At 68.7% G+C, this 19,381-nt stretch carries 17 protein-coding genes and 1 pseudogene; 7 read left to right on the top strand and 11 right to left on the bottom strand.

The window, feature by feature from the left end:
* Positions 1-42: 42 nt before the first annotated feature.
* Positions 43-702 (bottom strand): response regulator, encoded by a 660-nt coding sequence (locus C3E78_RS06820; protein ID WP_108577576.1) that lies wholly within the window; start codon positions 700-702, stop codon positions 43-45.
* A complete protein-coding gene (locus tag C3E78_RS06815) occupies positions 699-1,979 on the bottom strand; it encodes a sensor histidine kinase (protein WP_108577575.1) in 1,281 nt (426 codons plus the stop codon). The genes C3E78_RS06820 and C3E78_RS06815 overlap by 4 nt, the downstream gene beginning before the upstream one ends.
* Before the next feature lie 74 nt (positions 1,980-2,053).
* Between C3E78_RS06815 and lipA the strand changes: the two genes are divergently transcribed.
* Together lipA and C3E78_RS06805 are read left to right on the top strand one after the other, a co-directional pair.
* Entirely contained in the window at positions 2,054-2,977 is a 924-nt protein-coding gene (lipA, locus tag C3E78_RS06810; protein WP_199907005.1) for a lipoyl synthase, read from the top strand.
* Between the two features lie 10 nt (positions 2,978-2,987).
* Positions 2,988-3,695, top strand: a complete 708-nt coding sequence (locus tag C3E78_RS06805; protein WP_108577573.1) for a DUF4191 domain-containing protein — start codon at positions 2,988-2,990, stop codon at positions 3,693-3,695.
* 16 nt (positions 3,696-3,711) lie between these two features.
* Here the strand turns inward: C3E78_RS06805 and C3E78_RS06800 are convergent, their stop codons facing one another.
* Positions 3,712-4,092, bottom strand: a complete 381-nt coding sequence (locus C3E78_RS06800) for an RDD family protein (protein ID WP_108577572.1) — start codon at positions 4,090-4,092, stop codon at positions 3,712-3,714.
* 176 nt (positions 4,093-4,268) lie between these two features.
* On the opposite strand from C3E78_RS06800, the gene glnA reads away from it, so the two are divergent.
* Positions 4,269-5,690, top strand: coding sequence for a type I glutamate--ammonia ligase (gene glnA, locus C3E78_RS06795; RefSeq protein ID WP_108577571.1), 1,422 nt, complete (start codon positions 4,269-4,271; stop codon positions 5,688-5,690).
* A 445-nt stretch (positions 5,691-6,135) separates the two neighbouring features.
* Here the strand turns inward: glnA and C3E78_RS06790 are convergent, their stop codons facing one another.
* Positions 6,136-6,396 carry a metal-sensitive transcriptional regulator gene (locus C3E78_RS06790; RefSeq protein WP_108577570.1) on the bottom strand — a complete coding sequence of 87 codons (261 nt, stop codon included), beginning with the start codon at positions 6,394-6,396 and terminating at the stop codon, positions 6,136-6,138.
* Positions 6,397-6,513: 117 nt separating this feature from the next.
* Between C3E78_RS06790 and C3E78_RS06785 the strand changes: the two genes are divergently transcribed.
* Positions 6,514-6,900: a carboxymuconolactone decarboxylase family protein gene (locus C3E78_RS06785; RefSeq protein ID WP_108577569.1), complete on the top strand. Its 387-nt coding sequence runs from the start codon at positions 6,514-6,516 to the stop codon at positions 6,898-6,900.
* A gap of 216 nt (positions 6,901-7,116) precedes the next feature.
* Here C3E78_RS06785 and C3E78_RS06780 read toward each other — a convergent pair.
* Positions 7,117-7,773, bottom strand: a pseudogene (locus tag C3E78_RS06780) (hypothetical protein); the annotation flags it as partial.
* 226 nt (positions 7,774-7,999) lie between these two features.
* Complete coding sequence (locus C3E78_RS06775; protein ID WP_199906954.1) at positions 8,000-9,202, bottom strand: Fic family protein; 1,203 nt, start codon at positions 9,200-9,202, stop codon at positions 8,000-8,002.
* Between the two features lie 246 nt (positions 9,203-9,448).
* Here C3E78_RS06775 and C3E78_RS06770 point away from each other — a divergent pair, with 246 nt between their 5' ends.
* Both C3E78_RS06770 and C3E78_RS06765 read left to right on the top strand, forming a co-directional pair.
* Positions 9,449-9,955, top strand: a complete 507-nt coding sequence (locus C3E78_RS06770; protein WP_108577566.1) for an SRPBCC family protein — start codon at positions 9,449-9,451, stop codon at positions 9,953-9,955.
* A 55-nt stretch (positions 9,956-10,010) separates the two neighbouring features.
* Positions 10,011-12,299 carry an FdhF/YdeP family oxidoreductase gene (locus tag C3E78_RS06765; RefSeq protein WP_108580795.1) on the top strand — a complete coding sequence of 763 codons (2,289 nt, stop codon included), beginning with the start codon at positions 10,011-10,013 and terminating at the stop codon, positions 12,297-12,299.
* 21 nt (positions 12,300-12,320) lie between these two features.
* Here the strand turns inward: C3E78_RS06765 and C3E78_RS06760 are convergent, their stop codons facing one another.
* From C3E78_RS06760 to C3E78_RS06740, 5 genes are all read right to left on the bottom strand, one after another.
* Positions 12,321-12,965: a response regulator gene (locus C3E78_RS06760; RefSeq protein WP_108577565.1), complete on the bottom strand. Its 645-nt coding sequence runs from the start codon at positions 12,963-12,965 to the stop codon at positions 12,321-12,323.
* Complete coding sequence (locus C3E78_RS06755) at positions 12,962-14,116, bottom strand: sensor histidine kinase (RefSeq protein WP_243834208.1); 1,155 nt, start codon at positions 14,114-14,116, stop codon at positions 12,962-12,964. Before C3E78_RS06755 ends, C3E78_RS06760 begins: the two co-directional genes overlap by 4 nt.
* A 24-nt stretch (positions 14,117-14,140) precedes the next feature.
* Positions 14,141-16,264, bottom strand: a complete 2,124-nt coding sequence (locus C3E78_RS06750; RefSeq protein ID WP_108580794.1) for an MMPL family transporter — start codon at positions 16,262-16,264, stop codon at positions 14,141-14,143.
* A gap of 108 nt (positions 16,265-16,372) precedes the next feature.
* Entirely contained in the window at positions 16,373-16,720 is a 348-nt protein-coding gene (locus C3E78_RS06745; RefSeq protein ID WP_159085831.1) for a YidH family protein, read from the bottom strand.
* Positions 16,721-16,734: 14 nt separating this feature from the next.
* Positions 16,735-17,016: a metal-sensitive transcriptional regulator gene (locus C3E78_RS06740; RefSeq protein WP_235833703.1), complete on the bottom strand. Its 282-nt coding sequence runs from the start codon at positions 17,014-17,016 to the stop codon at positions 16,735-16,737.
* 179 nt (positions 17,017-17,195) lie between these two features.
* Here C3E78_RS06740 and C3E78_RS06735 point away from each other — a divergent pair, with 179 nt between their 5' ends.
* A complete protein-coding gene (locus C3E78_RS06735; protein WP_108577562.1) occupies positions 17,196-19,349 on the top strand; it encodes an MMPL family transporter in 2,154 nt (717 codons plus the stop codon).
* The last annotated feature ends 32 nt before the right edge of the window (positions 19,350-19,381 follow it).

The raw sequence follows: 19,381 nt of genomic DNA, 5'->3' as shown, positions 1-19,381 counted from the left end.
CGGCCGCGAGGATGATTCGTCGTCATCCTTCCGGAGAACCTGTCAGGCCTCGGGCGACTCCATGAGGCCGGACTCGTGCGCGACGATCACGGCCTGGACGCGGTCGCGGACGTTCAGCTTGGCCAGCACGCGGGAGACGTGGGACTTGACGGTCGCCTCGCTGACGAACAGCTCGGTGGCGATCTCTCCGTTGCTGAGACCTCGGCCCATGGCGACGAGCACCCCGCGCTCCCGCTCGGTCAGGTCGTCCAGGCCGGCCGGCCGTGGGCCGCGGTCGCGCTCGGTGGAGCGTGCGATGACCCGTTGGGTGACCTCGGGGGCCAGCAGGGAGTGCCCCTGCGCGACGACGCGGATGGCCGACACGAGGTCCTCGGGCGGGCAGTTCTTGAGCAGGAACCCGCTCGCGCCCGCCTGCAGCGCGGCGAAGAGGTACTCGTCGTCGTCGAACGTCGTCAGGATCAGCACCCGGCACCCCGGCACACGGTCGACCACCTGGCGGGTCGCCTCGATGCCGTCCATCCGCGGCATCTGCACGTCCATGAGGACCACGTCGGGCGACAGCTCCACGGCGCGCGCGACCGCGGCGGCGCCGTCGGCCGCCTCGCCCACGACCTCGAGATCCTCCTCGACCGCCAGGATCATCCGGAACCCCGTGCGGACGAGCTCCTGGTCGTCCGCGACCAGCACGCGTGTCCTGCTCATGCCGTCACCGGGATGCGGACGCGCACCCTGAACCCGCCCTCGGGCCGCGGCCCGATCTCCCACGTGCCGCCGTGCATCGCGGCTCGCTCGCGGATGCCCGTCAGCCCGAACCCGCCGGACCCGGGGCGGGACGACGATTCCTCGCCGCCGTTCCCGTCGTCGATCACCTCGACCTCGACGGACGCCGCGCCCCCCTCGGACGGCGGCGCGAAGCGTACGACGACCTCACCGGAGGTGGCCCGCGCGTGGCGGCGCATGTTGGCGACCGCCTCCTGGGCGATCCGGAACAACGAGAGGCCGACCGTGCGCGGCACCTCGAACGGCTCCCCCACCTGCCGGAACGTCACCGTGGCCGACGACTCCACGGGGGTCCCGTCCGCGGCGGTCGCCAGCGTGTGGAGCTCGTCCAGGCCGGGCTGCGGGGCACGCTCGTCGCCGTCGCGGTCCGACCGCAGCAGGCCGACGAGCTGGTGCATCTGCTGGACCGCCTGGCGCGACGACCGCTCGATGACCTCGAGCGCGTCCTTGGCCATGTCGGGACGGCTGTCGATGACCCGCGCTGCCCCTGCCGCCTGCACCCCGATGCCGCTGACGTGGTGGGCGACGACGTCGTGCAGGTCGCGGGCGATCCGCACGCGCTCGGCCTGCACCGCGCTGTCCCGCTCGCGGTCCTGCGCCCGGCGTTCGGCCGCCACGCCCTCGGCGATCTCCTCCCGCTGGCGCGCACTGCGCCAGGCGACGTGTCCCCACGTCATGGCGCCGAGGAGGTAGACGATGTTGATGGCGAGGGAGTACACGATCGCGGCCGGGTACGGCGGGATGAGTCCCTTGTGCGGCAGGTCCGGCGGATCGGTCGTGACGAACTCCCAGACCAGCCAGCCCAGCACTGCGAGCAGCACCGCGGCGCTCGTCGCGTACAGCTGGCGTCGGGCACGTGACCACGCCCAGGCGGAGTACAGGGCGATGAACAGGACGACCTGGATCGTGAAGATCGCTCCGAGGTCGTTCAGCCGGTCGACGATCGCCAGGAACACCGCCGACACCAGCAGCGACGTCGTCAGCGGGAATCGACGACGCAGCGCCAGCAGCAGCCCGGCGAGCCCGAACAGCACGTACGCCTCGATGCCCTTCCAGCCCAGCGACGAGCCGTAGCCGCTGTGCCACACCTCGACCGACACGACCGACAGGACGGCGGCCGCGACACCACACAGCGTGTCGCGTCGGATCTGCGCAGGCGTGGGCCCGGGGCGGCTCCAGCGACGGTCCAGATCCAGCACGCGACCGAGCCTAGGGCACACTTCGCGACAGGCGTACCCTTGGTGATGTGACCATCGCACCCGAGGGACGCAAGATGCTGCGGCTCGAAGTCCGCAACGCCGAGACCCCCATCGAGAAGAAGCCCGCCTGGATCAAGACCCGCGCGAAGATGGGTCCTGAGTACAACGAGCTGATGAAGCTCGTGAAGGGCGAGGGACTCCACACGGTGTGTCAGGAAGCCGGGTGTCCCAACATCTTCGAGTGCTGGGAGGACCGCGAGGCGACCTTCCTCATCGGCGGCGAGCAGTGCACGCGTCGCTGCGACTTCTGCCAGATCGACACCGGCAAGCCGGACCCGCTCGATCTCGACGAGCCGCGCCGAGTCGCCGAGTCCGTCCAGAAGATGGAGCTGCGGTACGCCACGATCACCGGCGTCGCCCGCGACGACCTGCCCGACGGCGGTGCCTGGCTGTACGCCGAGACCGTGCGCAAGATCCACGAGCTCAACCCGGGCACCGGGGTCGAGAACCTCATCCCCGACTTCAACGGCAAGCCCGATCTGCTCGAGCAGGTCTTCGACTCGCGCCCCGAGGTGCTGGCCCACAACGTCGAGACCGTGCCGCGCATCTTCAAGCGCATCCGTCCCGCGTTCCGCTACGAGCGCTCGCTCGACGTCATCACGCAGGCCCGCGACTACGGGCTGGTCACCAAGTCGAACCTGATCCTCGGCATGGGCGAGACCCGCGAGGAGGTGTCCCAGGCGCTAGTCGACCTCCACGAGGCCGGTTGCGACCTGATCACCATCACCCAGTACCTGCGTCCCTCCAAGCGGCACCACCCCGTCGAGCGGTGGGTCAAGCCCGAGGAGTTCGTCGAGCTCAAGACCGAGGCGGACGAGATCGGCTTCGCCGGCGTCATGTCCGGTCCGCTGGTCCGTTCGTCGTACCGGGCGGGCAACCTGTACAAGCAGGCGGTCGCGTCAGGACGCGGGATGGGCGCCGCAACCCCCGCGCCGTAGACTGGTAAGCATGTCCAACACCGCCCCCACCCCCGCCAAGGGTCGCCTCGGCCAGATGCGCCAGGCGTACTCGATCACCAAGAAGAGCGACCGCAAGATCGGTCTCATCCTTCTGCTGACGTTCATCGTGGTGGCGGGTGTGTTCGGCACGCTGGGCTACCTGCTGTTCGGCGACGGCACCATCGGGCTGATCATCACGATCTTCTTCGCCCTCCTCACCGGTGTGCTCGGTGTGCTGATCGTCTTCGGACGGCGCGCGGAGAAGGCGGCGTACGCCCAGGTCGAGGGCCAGCGCGGCGCTGCCGCCGGTGCGCTGCAGATGCTGCGCCGTGGCTGGGAGGTCAAGCCCGCGATCGCGTTCAACAAGAACCAGGACGTCGTGCACCGCGTCGTCGGACGCCCCGGCATCATCCTGGTCGGTGAGGGCAGCCCCAACGCGGTGCGCGGCCTGCTCGCCGCCGAGGTCAAGAAGCACGCCCGCGTGGGTGGCGAGGACGTGCCGGTCATCGGCATCGTCGTCGGCAAGGAGGAGGGCCAGGTCCCCCTCACCAAGCTCATCAAGCACATCAACAAGCTGCCCAAGAAGATCAAGCCGGCGCAGATGACCGACCTGATCTACAAGCTCAAGGCCCTCGACGCGATGCGTCCGGCCGCCCCGATGCCGCGCGGCCCCGTGCCGACGAGCATGAAGGGCCAGCGCAAGGCGATGCGCGGCTGACGCTGCCGGTGGATCGCTAGGCGCGCACGACCCGGACGACTCGGGAGCCGGCAGCCAGGTCGTGCAGGCCGCGCTTGTCGTCGGTCATCACGATCGCCGGCAGGACGATGCTGAGCAGCAGCGTGCGGAGCAGGGCCCGCGGGATCCCGATCGGGGCGCCCGTGCGGCCCTCGACCCGCAGGCCCAGCAGCCGCTTGCCGATCGACGCGCCCAGGAGTCCTTCGAGCAGGGCCACCTCGACGACGAAGAACGCGATGATGATGAACGTCTGGCTCGGGTCCTCGTCCAACGGCGCCGGCGGATAGCTCACCCCGGCGATCGCGACGGCGCTCAGGGCGGCTACGACCCAGTCGACGAGCAACGCGGCAAGACGGCGACCGAGCGAGGGAATCTCCACCCCGGAAGCCTAGCGAGCGAGCCGCGAATACCCGCCGGAGGGGACTTGTAACATTCCTGAAACAATAGCGAGACCGATGGGAAACTGCGCACCCATAGCCTCAGGGCTACGGTGAGTGACGCACTTACCTGCCGTATCGACAACGAAGGCCGCTGCGCGGTCGAGGAGGCCACCACATGTTCGGTAATCCCGACGAGCTGTTCAAGTTCATCAAGGACGAGGGCGTCGAGTACGTCGACGTCCGTTTCACGGATCTGCCGGGCATCCAGCAGCAGGTCACCCTGCCTGCCTCCACGTTCGACGCCGACATGGTGTCGAACGGCGTCGCTTTCGACGGCTCGTCGATCCGTGGCTTCCAGACCATCGACCAGTCCGACATGGTCCTGTTCCCCGACGTGAAGACGGCGTACGTCGACCCGTTCAAGGCCCGCAAGACCATCGCGATGGACTTCTTCGTCCACGACCCGATCACCGGCGAGGCGTACTCGCGCGATCCCCGCAACATCGCCCGCAAGGCCGAGGCATACCTCGCAACCACCGGCATCGGTGACACCGCGTTCTTCGCGCCCGAGGCCGAGTTCTACATCTTCGACCGCGTGAACTACGGCACAAGCGCCAACAAGTCGTTCTACGAGATCCAGTCGTCCGAGGCGGCGTGGTCCACCGGTGACAGCATCGACGACAACCGTGGCTACCAGGTCCGTTACAAGGGTGGCTACTTCCCCGTCGCCCCGACCGACAAGACGGCCGACCTGCGCAACGACATGATGACGAACCTGACCCACGCGGGCCTCACGCTCGAGCGCGGTCACCACGAGGTCGGCACCGGCGGCCAGGCCGAGATCAACTACAAGTTCGACACGCTGCTCAAGGCCGCGGACGACGTCATGAAGTTCAAGTACATCGTCCGCAACACGGCGTGGGCCAACGACAAGACGGTCACGTTCATGCCGAAGCCGATCTTCGGCGACAACGGCTCGGGCATGCACGTGCACCAGTCGATCTGGAACGACGGCAAGCCGCTGTTCTACGACGAGTCCGGCTACGGCGGACTGTCCGACCTCGCGCGTCACTACATCGGCGGCATCCTGAAGCACGCGCCGTCGCTGCTGGCCTTCACCAACCCGTCGGTCAACTCCTACCGTCGTCTGGTGCCGGGCTTCGAGGCCCCCATCGCGCTGGTCTACTCGGCCCGCAACCGCTCGGCGTGTGTCCGCATCCCGATCACGGGCGCGAACCCCAAGGCCAAGCGCATCGAGTTCCGCTGCCCCGACCCGTCGGCCAACCCGTACCTCGCCTTCTCGGCGCTGCTGCTGGCCGGCCTGGACGGCATCAAGAACAAGATCGAGCCGCCGGCCCCGATCGACAAGAACATCTACGAGCTGCCGCCGGAGGAGTACGACGCCATCAACATGGTGCCGACCTCGTTCAACGCGGTGCTCGACTCGCTCGAGGCCGACCACGAGTTCCTCACCGCCGGTGACGTGTTCACGCCCGACCTGATCGAGACGTGGATCGACTACAAGCGCTCCGAGGAGATCCTGCCCGTGCAGCTGCGGCCGCACCCGCACGAGTTCGAGCTGTACTACGACATCTGAGTCGCCGGACTCGGTGACCTGCGGATAGACGCCCGAAACGGCGCCTGACCTGGAAGACGTCTATCGACGCCTTCCAGCGTCGGGCGCCGTTTCTCGTCCTTGATGTGGGTGTCCCCACGATTGCACCCCTCAGTCGGACAGTGCGAGGGCGGCGGTCACAACGCCCCAGATGCTTGGGGCGCGGGGACTTGATGAACTTCGCCCAGCCATCGGCCAGCACTTCTGGTGCACCCGACTCGACCGCGTCGAGACCGGCGCCCGTCAGGTCCGCGGGCGCGAGCTTGGGACCTTGCTGTCCATTGACGATTTCGGTGTCGACCAGCCCTGTGTGGACCGCGACGACATGTGTGTCTTGTGCGGCGAGTCGAGCCGGGTGCTGCCGGTCAGCATCCACGTTGCGGATCGGTCCCCCGCCGACACCTGCGCCCGACTGTCGCCGCCTCGGTCACGCCAGGGCAAGGAAAAGCTTCTCCATCTTCTTGGCGTCGACACTGTCGGGACCGCCCTCGACCAGGCAGCGCTGAAGCCCCGTGGCGACGAGCGCATACCCGCCCCGATTGATGGCCTTGCTGACCGCTGCGATCTGGGTGAGCGCGTCCTCACACTCCACACCCTCCTCCAGCATCCGGATCACCGATGCCAGGTGACCGTTGGCCTTCTTCAGGCGCAGCGTGATGGCCTTGACCTCATCGGCCTCGAGCCTCATGGGGACTCCCTTCGTCACCAGACAGCGTATATCCCCCTAGGGGGTTGTGTTACGGTGAAGTCGTATCCCCCCGGGGGTTAAGTGGATGCCGTGTCGACCACCTTCGAAAGGACCAGCATGACGACGACCCACACTGAGCGCTCCCACGGCACGGCAGTGCTGCAGGAGCTCTCGCCGCTGCACCGCAGCCTGCGCAAGGCCATCCCCGACGTCTACCAGGGCTTCGGCGCCCTATCCTCCGCTGCCTTCGCCGACGGCGCTCTCGATCACCGGACCAAGGAGCTCATCGCCCTGGCCATCGGCGTCGTCGAGGGCTGCGACGGCTGTGTGGCGTCCCACGCCCAGGCCGCCGTCCGCGCCGGTGCCACTCGTCAACAAGCAGCCGAGGCCATCGGCGTCACGTTCTTGATGCACGGCGGCCCCGCGACGATCCACGGCGCTCGCGCGTACGCGGCCGTCTGCGAGTTCGCAGACGCGCTGGACGCCGACGAGACCCCCGCCTGACCGAGAGACAAGGAATCCCCACATGTGTCGACCCGCCACCTGCAAGACCTGCCACAAGATCACCTGGGCGGGCTGCGGTCAGCACGTCGCCGACGTCAAAGCTGGTGTGCCTGCCGACCAATGGTGCAACGGCCATGCCGACCCCAACAACGACAGCTGGCTCCGCAGGATCCTCGGGCGCTGAGGTCGGCCGCCGCGGGACCGCGAGCTCATGGCTCAGGCACGCTTGTGTCCCGGCGGAGCCTCGGCGACCGGCAGGACCTCCGCGACCATGGCCGCCGCCTGCGAGGCGGGCAGGGCGGAACGAAGTCCCCACTCGAACATGGCGAGCGCGAAGGCGGTGACCGTCAGCAGGTCGATGCCCGCAGGCAGCCAGTCGCGACCACCGCCGTATCGACCGGCGAACTCCAGTACGAGCAGTCCGGCGAAGTAGGGCCCGAGCCACGTGAGGCAGCGCAGATCGAGCGAGTCGGCCAGCGTCCGATCGCGGACGACCCGCCACAGCAGGATGCCGCCACCCAGCGCGACAGGGATCGTGAGCTTGGACATCGTCTCCCAGCCGGTCCAGTAGACGATGAGGCTGACGACCACGAAGACGAACCGCGCCAGCACCGGCAACGCCGGCAGCCGCAGCGGGCGGGGACGGTCGGGCACCTGACGCCGGAGCGCGACGACGGTGATCGGGCCCAGGCACATCGAGAGCACGATGGCCCCGGTGTTGTAGGCGATCAGCTCGGACCAGCCGTCCCGGAAGCCGGCCAGCAGCACGAGTCCCACGACCAGGTTCAGCACGAGGGCCCGCAGCGGCACCCCGGCCGAGGAGAACCGGGCGATCCGCGGCGGGAACAGGCCGTCCTCGCTCACGGCCACCGCGAGCCGGCCCGTCGCTCACGGTCTTGGCCAGGAAGGTCATCCCCAGCCCCGTCAGCATGGCCGCCAACGGCCCGTTGGGACCGCCGTGCTGGAACTCGGGCCAGCCGCCCGCCCTCGTCCCCACCGTGATCAGGCCGCCCACCCCCCTGTGCGCCCCGGCCGAAAAGCCCTGTCATCTCTGCGGACGGCGGACACGTCCCGTGATGACAACGTTGACGTGTGGAGCTCAGTCCTGTGGCAGGGCCGGCACTGCGCGGTTCGGCTGCGAGGCTCTGGTGTCGAACCGCGTACTCGCCAGCGCTCGTTCGGAGGTGGTGATGAGATCCAGTACCTCGCGTGCGATGTAGGCCTTGGCCCCACGTTCGACGGACGTCGTGGTGAGGATCTCCGCTTGGCGAAGTTCCTCCAAGGCGGCGCTCGCTGCGGGAAAGGACACATCGAGGATCTTGGCGAGTGTTGTCGCCGTCACGACTGGAGCCTCTGGCAGCTGAGTCAGGAGCCGAGCCACAGCAGAGTCGGCGCGCGGAGTCGGTCGCACACCTGTCGCCACCCGCAGTGCGGTGAGTCGATCCCGCCATTGGCCGCGGAGGGCGTCGATTTGTGTCATGAGTGCCTCGGACTGCTCGACCGCGATCTCCGCAGCGCCGATGAAGGTCTCGAGCCACCCGTTCGCCGCGGCGCTCGCCGCCGCGCTGGACGCAGGTGCCGTGTGCCGATATTCAGTGAGCCCGGTGACATATCGATCGCGCAGGGTGGCCAGCACGAGGCTGATCGGGAGCACCGCGCGCTCGGTGAGACCCCGGCGCGCGAGCACGGTGTGGACGAGTGCACGACCGACGCGGCCGTTGCCGTCGGTGAACGGATGGATCGTCTCGAACTGTGCGTGCACCAGTGCGGCTTGGATCAGCGGCGCGTGCGCAGCGCCGTTGATGTAGTCGACGAGGTCAGCCATGCAGCCCGGGACGCAGTCAGGATCTGGCGGTACGAAGGAGGCGCCGATCGGCGTCCAGCTCGATGTCCCGATCCAGTTCTGAACGGTGCGCAGGCCGTGATGCCGCAGCTCGTGCGGCATCAGAGCTCGGTGAAGGTCAACGATGTGCTCGACCGTCAGCGTGACCGTCTCAACCAGTTCCGTGGTTGCGCCGCGGACGATCGTCATGTTGTTGGCGACCAGCTGGGCTTGCTCGCTGATCCCTCGGACCGCCTCCGATTGCCCAAGCTCGGCGAGTGCCACCTGTTGCGCAGATGGCGCGATGCCCTCTATCCGAGAGCTGGCGATTGCTTCAGAACGAAGGAGGAAACGAGCGATCCCCCCAAGGCCCTCGGCGCCTGGACGGTTGAGTGCCCGGATACTTCTTTCGACGGCCGACACCTGGCGGGAGATGGTGCCGTCGATCGCGAGGCCGGCGCCGTCGAGGTGGTCGGGCACATACCGTTGGTAGCGGCCCGAGCGTTGTCCGGCTCTCGGCACCCCGGAGTCGACAGCGGACTCCCAGTGCGCGTCCTCCCACCTGGCCATCAGTCGATTCCTTTCATTGGTGCCAACTCTATCAAAGGATAGATTCTTAAACTTTGATAGAACGAGGTTCGGCACAAGGAAACGTTCTACCCGTGACCGGACCGGGGGGCCCTTCGACCCCTGTCATCACCGGCGCTCGAGGATTAGCGTCGGCTCATGGGTGCCCTTGTGGAATCGGTGCAGGTCGCAGTTCCGCTGCGCACCGCCTACGACCAGTGGACGCAGTTCGAGACCTTCCCCCGCTTCATGTCGGTGGTGAAGGAAGTCCACCAGGAGCGGCCCGCCATCACCCGCTGGACCCTGCGGTACGGCCCGCTGCGGCACGAGTTCCACGCCGAGACCCTGGAGCAGCACCCCGACTCGCGCGTGGAGTGGCGGAGTCTGGACCGCCGATTCCGCCACGAGGGCCTGGTCGCCTTCGACGCACTGGAACCGGCCCGCACCGCGGTGCGGGTCGAGGTGCGCTTCGAGACGCCGTGGCACTCGGACACCGTGCTCCTGCCGGTCGTGCAGCGCCTGCTCCGCTCCGAGCTGGAGCACTTCAAGACGTTCATCGAGGGCATGGGCGAGGCGGGCGAGGCCTGGCGCGGCACCATCCACGGCGGACGCGTGCAGCACACCTACGACTCATCCCCGAGCGTTCCGGGGTGGCCGCACGGCTGAGAACCGCGACAGCAGGCCAGATCGGTCACCCATCGACGAGAGGCAGGGCATGACCATGAGGAGATCCCCGGACGAGGAATCCAACGGCGAGCTGACCGTGACCCCACCCAAGGAATGGGCGGCTGGGGTGCCGGCGGTCACCCACGCGCTCGAGTACTCACTCGACCAGACCTCCCCGCGGCGCACGGCACTGACGCTGCTCACCATGAACCAGGTCGACGGCATCGACTGTCCCGGGTGCGCGTGGCCGGACCCCGCCCCCGGTCACCGACACAAGAACGAGTACTGCGAGAACGGCGCCAAGCACATCAACGACGAGGCGACCACCAAACGGGTCACGCCCGACTTCTTCCGTCGCCACACCATCGCAGATCTCAACGAGCGGTCCGACGAGTGGCTGAACGAGCAGGGCCGGCTCACCGAGCCGATGGTGAAGCGGCCGGGCGCTGAGCACTACGAGCCGATCAGCTGGCGCAACGCCCTGGGGCTGCTCGCGGACGAGCTGAACGCCCTGGACTCACCGGACGAAGCCGCGTTCTACACCTCCGGCCGGGTGAGCAACGAGGCGGCATTCGTCCTGCAGCTCTTCGCCCGAGCCTTCGGCACCAACAACCTGCCCGACTGCAGCAACATGTGCCACGAGTCCAGCGGGTTCGCCCTCCACGAGACGCTCGGCATCGGCAAGGGCACGGTGACGCTGCTCGACCTCGAGCACTCCGACCTCGTCTTCCTGGTGGGACAGAACCCCGGCACCAACCATCCGCGGCAGCTCTCTGCCCTGGAACGGACGAAGCTCAACGGTGGCCGCATCATCGCGGTCAACCCGCTGCCCGAGGCCGGCCTGCGCCGGTTCAAGAACCCACAGAAGCCGCGCGGTGTGGTCGGCCGGGGCGTGCAGATCGCCGACCGTCTCCTGCAGATCCGCCTCGGAGGGGACCTGGCGCTCTTCCGCGCCCTGAACCGGCTGCTGCTCGAGGCGGAGGCCGCCGCCCCGGGCGCGGTCCTGGATCGAGATTTCATCGACGCCAACACGGTCGGGTTCGAGGAGTTCAGCGAGCACGCGCGGTCGACCGACTGGACCCAGGTCCTCGCCGACACCGGACTGACCCGCGAGGAGATCGAGGCGGTGCGTGACGAGGTCCTGACCGCCGACCGGGTCATCGTCTGCTGGGCGATGGGCCTGACCCAGCACCGCCACGCCGTTCCCACGATCCGGGAGATCGTGAACTTCCTGATGCTGCGCGGCAATCTCGGCAAGCCGGGAGCCGGCGCGTGCCCGGTGCGGGGGCACAGCAACGTCCAGGGCGACCGCACGATGGGGGTCTGGGAGCAGATGCCCGACGGGTTCCTCGACGCACTGCAGGAGGAGTTCGGCTTCGACCCGCCACGGCACCACGGACTCGACTCGGTGAACGCCATTCGCGCCATGCACGAGGGCAAGGTGAAGCTGTTCGTGGGCGTGGCGGGCAACTTCGTCCGCGCCGCCCCGGACAGTGACTTCACCGAGGCGGCGATCCGGCAGTGCCGGCTCACCGCCCAGATCTCGACCAAGCTCAACCGCTCCCACGTGGTCTGCGGGGACACCGCGCTCATCCTGCCGACACTCGGACGCACCGAGCACGACGTCCAGTCCACGGGAGAGCAGTTCGTCACGGTCGAGAACTCCATGAGCGTCGTGCACACCTCGCGCGGACGGCTGGAACCGTCCTCACGCGTGCTGCTCAGCGAGGTCGCCATCCTGAGCCGGCTCGCCCGACAGACGCTCGGCTCCAGGCACGACATCCCGTGGGAGACGTTCGAGGCCGACTACGGCACCGTCCGGGACCGGATCTCCCGGGTCGTCCCGGGCTTCCACGACTTCAACGCTCGCGTCGCCCGCCCCGGTGGCATCCCGTTGCCCAACCCGGTGAACGAGGGAGTCTTCCCCACCCCGGTCGGCAAGGCCGTGTTCACCAGCAACACCGGGGACGCTCCGCGGGCGCCCCAGGGGCACCTCGTGCTGCAGACGCTGCGCTCCCACGACCAGTGGAACACCGTGCCGTACACCAGCAACGACCGCTACCGGGGCATCCATGGCAGCCGCCAGGTGGTGATGGTCAATCCCGAGGACCTCACCGAGCTCGGCCTGGCTGAGCGGGACGAGGTCGATGTGGTGTCGGTCTGGCCGGACGGGGTGGAACGCCGCGCGGCCGGCTACCAGGTCGTCTCCTACCCGACCCCTCGCGGCTGCGCCGCCGCCTACTACCCCGAGACCAACGTGCTGGTCCCCCTGGACCATGTGGACCCGATCAGCAACGAGCCCGCGTCGAAGAGCATCATCGTCCGGCTGGAGCCCACGAGGTGATCCCACCGAACGGCTCAGGTCCTAGAGAAGACCCGCTTCGTAGGCGGCGATCACGAGGTGGACCCGGTCGCGAGCGCCCATCTTCGCGAGGATCCGGCTCACGTGCGTCTTGGCGGTCAGGGGGCTGACGACCAGCTCGTGTGCGATCTCCCGGTTGCTTCGGCCCGAGGCGATCAGCCGAAGCACCTCGCGTTCGCGCGCCGTCAGGCTGGCCAGTCGCTCAGGTGCAGGGGCGTCGGGGTGACTCAGCGCGCGGGTGATGACCGCCCTGGTGGCGCCGGGCGAGAGCAGCGCCTCCCCCGCCGCGACCGTGCGGATGGCGTCCAGCAGCGCGTCCGGACGGGTGTCCTTGGGCAGGAATCCAGACGCCCCCGCGCGAAGACCGCGCAGCACGTTGATGTCCGTCTCGAACGTGGTCAGGATCAGCACCTTGCTGCCGCTCGATCGATCGTCGGCGACGATCTGCCGCGTCGCCTCGATGCCGTCCATGTTGGGCATCCTGATGTCCATCAGGACGACGTCGGGGAGCAGATCCCGGGCCAGTGTCACCGCCTCGTCGCCGGTGCCAGCCTCCCCGACAACTTCCATGCCGTCGGTGGAGCTGACCAACAGTGCGAACGCGCCGCGCACCAGAGCCTGATCGTCGGCGAGCAGGACCCGGATCACGACGGCACCCGCCAGACCTCCGGTATCGGCAGGCTGGCCCGTACCTCGAATCGACCGGACTCCCCCGGCCCGGCGGACAGCTCGCCTCCGACGGCCTGCGCTCGCCCGGTCATCCCGGCGATCCCGAAGCCGGCCGGCGTCGCGGCTGAACTCGGTCGCGCGGGCCCGTGATCGACGACCGCGATCCGCAGCTGGTTGCCGTCCTGGTCGAGGCGGACGGTGGCGTGCTTGGCCGTCGAGTGTCGAATGACATTGGTGAGCGACTCCTGGATGATCCGATAGGCCACGACGGACACTGTCGACGGCAGCTCGTCCGGGAGCCCGTCAGCCTCCACGTCGACCCGGACATCAGCCACCTCGGCCATGTCCACCAGCCGCTGCAGCTCGCCGAGGTGGGGCGCCGGCTCGGTCGGCTCGCCCTCGCCCCCATGAAGCACGTCCAGCACCGCACGCAGCTCATGGAGCGTGGCCCGGCTGGTGTCCGACAGGTTGTGCAGCGTGGTGGACAGCTCCCGCAGCGGCGCATCCCCGCGCATCGGCAGCTGGTCGATCAGGTGTGCAGCGACGGACGCCTGGACGTTCGCGACCGCGAGGCCGTGCGCCAGGACGTCGTGCAGCTCGGCTGCGATCAGCACCCGCTCCTCGGCGACCCGCCGCTCGACCTCGTCGGCACGCTCCTGCTCGAGCCGCGCGTCGACGGCGGCCCGCCAGTTCTGGTGGAAGCGGACCGTCAGCCCGGCGAAGAAGGCCATGAACAGCCAGCCGGCGCCGAGCAGAGCATCGCCAGATCCCCCTGATGCCTCGTCGGCGAGGACCGGCACGGTCACCGCGGCCACCGCCACCAGGGCGGCGACCGCCCGCCGCTGCGGTTCGCTGTAGCGCGCCGCCGTGAAGGCCGCGACCAGTGAGGCGGCCATCGTGGCCTCATGGGGATAGTCGAGGAGGTGGTACGGCGTCGACACGGCGACGACCGCGAGGACGACGAGGATCGGCCAGCGCCGGCGGGCCAGCAACGGCACCGACATCGCGCCCAGGAGCGCGATCGCCCCCAGATCCACGCGGCGCTCGCCGTCGAAGTCGACCGACTCGAGCGTCAGCGCGATGCCGATGCCGAGCACGAACGACCCCGCCGCCAGCAGCCTGTCGGCCACTGGCGGACGGAGCGCCGTCATCGTTCACACACGGTCATCGACACGGTCCTGTTCTGCACGCCAGAGCTTGCTGGGCCACCATATCCGCGAACCCAGCGACATCGTCAGTGCCGGGACCACGATGGACCGCACCAGCAAGGTGTCGATGAGGACGCCGACGGCGACCAGCAATCCGATCTCGACGAGCATGACGAGCGGGAGCGAGGCGAGCACCGCGAAGGTTGCCGCCAGCACGATTCCAGCCGACGTGATCACGCCACCGGTCGTTGCGAGTCCACGCTTCGTGCCCTCGACCGTTCCGTGCTCGACGGCCTCCTCACGGACCCTGGTCATCAAGAAGATGTTGTAGTCGACACCGAGCGCCACCAGGAAGAGGAACCCGAGGAGCGGCACCGATGACTCCATCCCGGCGAACCCGAGCACATGGTCGAATATCAGGTTGCACAGCCCGAGGGCTCCGAAGTACGACACCACGACGGTGGCGACCAGCACCAGCGGAGCCACGATCGCCCGGAGCAGCAGCCCGAGGATGGCGAGCACCACCAACAGGATCAGCGGCATCACCAGATTGCGATCGCTCTTGTTGGTCTCGGCCTCGTCGAGCTTCTCGGCACTCGGACCACCGACCAGCGCGGCGTCACCGGCGACCTCGCGGACGTTCGTCCGCAGCTGCTTGATCGTCGCGGTCTCGCCCGCACTTTCTGGCGAGCTGACCGGGATCGCGGAGATCTCCACCCACTTGTCGCTGGCGCGGCCGAGCTCGGCGCTGGCGACCCCCGACGTGCTCTCGACGGCAGCCAGGACCTCACGGCTCTGGTCCGGTCGACTCATCACGGTGAGCGGCTGACCGCCCTGGTCGGGGTAGCGCGCGTCGATCAGCTTCGCCCCGGTCACCGAGTCCGGTGTCGAACGGGCGAACTGGTCCAGCTGCGGAAGTGCACTGTTGACACCGACGGTGCCCAGCGCGAGACCGCCCAGGATCATCAGCGGCGCCACCCAGCCGACGACGCGGTGTCGTGCGACCACCTCGCCGAGCCGGGCCCAGCGCGATGCGGAGGTGCGTACCTCGGTTCCGACGCGCGGCACGAACGGCCAGAACACGCGGCGCCCGAGCAGCACCAGCAGCGCGGGGAAGAACGTCAGCATCACCACCAGGGCCGCCCCGATGCCTGCCGCGCCGACCGGACCCAGGCTGCTGATGCTGTTGAGATCCGCGGCCAAGAGGCACAACAGGCCGGCGACCACGGTCGCTGCCGAGGCGAGGATGGCCGGTCCGGCACCACGCAGGGCCGCCAGCATCGCGTCGATCGGTCGTTCATGGCGGTGCAGCTCCTCACGGTAGCGAGCCACGAGGAGCAGGGCGTAGTCGGTGCCCGCGCCGAAGACCAGGACGATCAGCAGCGCTGAGCTCATGCTCGTGATCGTGAAGTCAAAGGCTTGCGTCAGTGCGTAGACAACGCCCATCGACGTGATTGCCGCGACACCGACCGAGACGAGCGGGACCAGCCACAGCAACGGACTGCGGTAGGTCAGGATCAGCAGGATCGCCACCACGACGGCGGTCGCGAGCATCAACGTCGCGTCGACGGCATCGAAGACCTCGTCCATGTCGGCTCCCAGCGCGGTCGGGCCGGTGACGTAGACGTCCAGACCGTCCGGCTGGTCGTCGTCGAGCAGCCGTCGCGCGTCGGCAGTGGCTCCGGCCTCCTCGGCCACCGCATCACCATCGAGCGACACCGAGTACATGAGGGTGGTGCCGTCCTTGGATTCGACGATCTCGGACGGCGCGTCGGCGGCGGTGCCGAATCGCTCCGCCACCGCGGCGTGGCCGCGGGCGACCGCGTCCCGATCGCCCGGTTGGATCCCGTCGGGTCGCTCGGACACGACCACGAGCAGGCCGTTCTCGCCGCCGGGCAGACCGGCCTCCGCCAGGAGCACCTGCGTCGACTGCGCACTGGCCGGCAGGTAGTCGACCTGCCCGTCGCGGGTGACGGAGTCGAGCTTGCCGGCGAGTGAGTAGCCGCCCACCACCAGCCCGACCCACACGGCCACCATCAGCCAGGGCAACAGGGTCTTGGCGCCTGTTCTTTTCTTCGTTGTTCTGGAATTGGCGCCGTTCTGGTCGGGCGCCCGCAGTTGAGAAGTCATGACGTCCACGCTCCCAAGCAGCACGGGTCCACGCGTCCGGCCACGGCAGACACTTCGCCGTACTCCATTCGGCCTACGACGGACGGCCGGGGAACCCAGCCCGGGCGTCTAGCTGACCAGGTCTGGCAGCAGGAGGATGATCAGCGCGACGAGCACGGCGCCGGTCAGCACCGCCGCGGCCATGACGGGCCCGGTCGTGGACTGCGCTGTCGCAAACTCGCCGTCCGCGAGCTCACGGGCAGTCGCCCGGTAACGGCAGCTGCCGTAGACGACGACGCCGGTCCCGGCGACCAGCAGCACGGAGCCGGCCAGGACGCTGCCGACCGAGACGGTGCCCTCGTCGCCGAACCGGGCGATCGCCAGGCCGAGCACGATGACGGTGAGCGCAGTTCGAACCCATGCCAGGTGCGTGCGCTCGTTCGCCAGGTAGTCGCGGGGGTTGCCGACGTCACTCATGCGACCAGCCTGCCTCATGCGAGTGCGAGGAAGAGCTTCTCCATCTTCTTGGCGTCGACACCGTCCGGGCCGTCGCCCTCGATCAGGCAGTGCTGCATACCGGTGGCGACGATCGCGTAGCCGGCTCGGGACAGCGCCTTGTTGACGGCGGCGAGCTGGGTCAGGACGGACTCGCAGTCCGACCCCTCCTCCATCATGCGGATGACACTGCCCAGGTGCCCGTGCGCCCGCTTCATGCGGGTGATGATCGCCTTGATCTCAGCGGGCTCGAGGCCCATCGCGGCAGCGTCCGGCATCAGGCGCTCCTCACTGCTTCGAGCGCGTCGGTCGTGATGGTCATGTGCTGCACGGGTCCTCCTCGGTCGGCACCGGAGAGGCGCCGCTCGCGCTCAACTGTACAACCCCCGGGGGGTTGTGCTAGCGTCGAATTCGTTAACCCCCCGGGGGGATATCTGCTCGACATCTCGGAGAACCCATGACCACGTCCTTCCATCCCGGCGCCACACCAGGTGTCGGGTCCGCTCCCGGCCTGCTCGGTCGCCTCGGCACCTGGGTCACGGCCCACGCCCGCCTCGTCACCGTGGCGTGGCTGCTCGTCATCGTCGGGCTAGGGCTCTTCGCTCCCAAAGTGGAGCAGAACCTGTCGGGGGCCGGTTGGCAGGCGAACGGCTCGGAGTCCGTCGAGGCCCGCGAGCTGGCCCGCCAGCACTTCGGCGGAAACGCCTCGTCGGCCATCCAGGTCGTGGTCCACAGCAAGGACGGACCTGTCACCGAGGGGCACGGCGCCGAGGTGCTGGCTGCCGTGACGTCGACGCTCGAGGCCGAGCCTCGCATCGCCGACGTCATCGCGCCACAGCCCGGTGCGACGCTGAGCCAGGACGGTTCCACCGCCATCGTGCTGGCCGGTGCGGGCACCGACACGAACGAGATGGTGCGCGTCGCGACCGATCTCAAGGAGCCGCTTCAGCACCTCTCGGGTGACGGCGTCGAGGTGAACCCGACCGGATCATCCCTGCTCTGGTCGGACTTCAACGAGGCCAACCTGGACGCCATGCTGAAGTCCGAGATGGTCTCCTGGCCCGTCACCCTGGCCATCCTCGTCCTCGCCTTCGGTGCGCTGGTCGCCGCCGGGCTCCCGCTGCTCCTGACCCTCGCGGGCCTGGTCGCGTCGGCCGGTTCGCTCGTGCTCATCAACGAGCTCGTGCCCGTCTCGATCTGGGCGATGAACTTCGCGATGATGTTCGCCCTCGCCCTGGGAATCGACTACGCCCTGTTCCTCGTCGTCCGCTACCGGGCTGCCCGGATGGGGGCGGGACTGTCTGCGCGCGACGCTGTCGCCGAGACGATGGACACCGCCGGCAAGGCCGTCCTGCTGTCCGGCTTGACGGTGCTGGTGTCGCTGTCGGCCGTCATGCTCGTCCCCTCCCCCTCGTTCCGGTCGATGGCCGGCGGGATCATGCTCTCGGTCGTGTTCGTCCTCGGGGCGACGCTGACGCTCCTCCCGCTCGTCCTGTTCAAGCTCGACCACCGCATCAACAAGCTCGCCCTGCCCTGGGTCAGGACCGGCGAGCACCAGTCGCCGCGGTTCGCGGCCTGGGGTGAACGGCTCTGGCGCCGCCCCGTCGCCTGGGGAGCGGCCTCCCTCGTGATCCTGGTCGCGCTGGCCGCACCGGTGGTCGGCCTGTCCACGGCCATGCCGTCGATCAAGGTCCTCCCCGAGGACGCATCGGCGCGAGTCGGCTACGACCGCGTCCAGGAGGCGTTCGGTGACGGCGCACCCGGCACGCTGCAGATCGTGGTCGCACCGGAGGAGACCGCGGCGGCTGCTGCGGTCCTCCAGTCGGACGAGGGCATCGCCGCCACCATGCCGGCCCAGCCCGCCGCTGACGACTCCGACCTCTCGATGGTCCAGGCCGTGCCCACCGTCGACCCGTCCGATCCGGCCCTGTCCGACACGGTCGAACGCCTGCGCGCCGACCTCCCCGACTCCGCATACGTCGGCGGCGCCCCCGTGGAGAATCTCGACCTCAAGACGCAGCTGGACTCCTCCACCCCGCTGGTCATCGGCGTCGTCCTGGCGCTCGGGTTCGTGCTGCTCCTCGTCGCCCTGCAGGCGCCCCTCATCTCCCTGCTCGGGACGCTGGTCAGCCTTCTGTCGACCGCCGCAGCATTCGGCGTCGCACGTCTGGTGTTCCAGGAAGGCTGGGGATCCGGCCTGCTGGGGTTCGAGAGCCAGGGCTTCCTGGACGCCTGGGCACCAGTGTTCTTCTTCGCGATGATCTTCGCCATCGCGATGGACTACACCGTCTTCCTGCTCGCCTCGGCCAAGGAGCACTACGAGCGCACCGGGGACCCGAAGCTGGCCATGGTCGGAGCCCTCGCGAGCTCCGGGCGCGTGATCTTCGCCGCGGGTGCCGTCATGGTCGCGGTGTTCTTCACCTTCGCCCTGTCCGGCCCCCTCCCTCCCAAGGAGATGGGTGTCGTCCTCGGCGTCGCCGTCCTGCTCGACGCGTTCCTCGTACGACTCGTCCTGCTGCCGGTGCTGCTGCGCCTGACCGGACATGCCGCCTGGTACGTCCCGGCCTGGCTCAAGCGCATCCTGCCCACCATCACCTTCGCCCACAACTGACTGCCCCATTCACCTCATCAAGACGGAGAACC

The organism is Aeromicrobium chenweiae, assembly GCF_003065605.1.
Taxonomy (GTDB): Bacteria; Actinomycetota; Actinomycetes; order Propionibacteriales; family Nocardioidaceae; genus Aeromicrobium; species Aeromicrobium chenweiae.
This window is presented reverse-complemented; position numbering and strand designations above follow the sequence as displayed.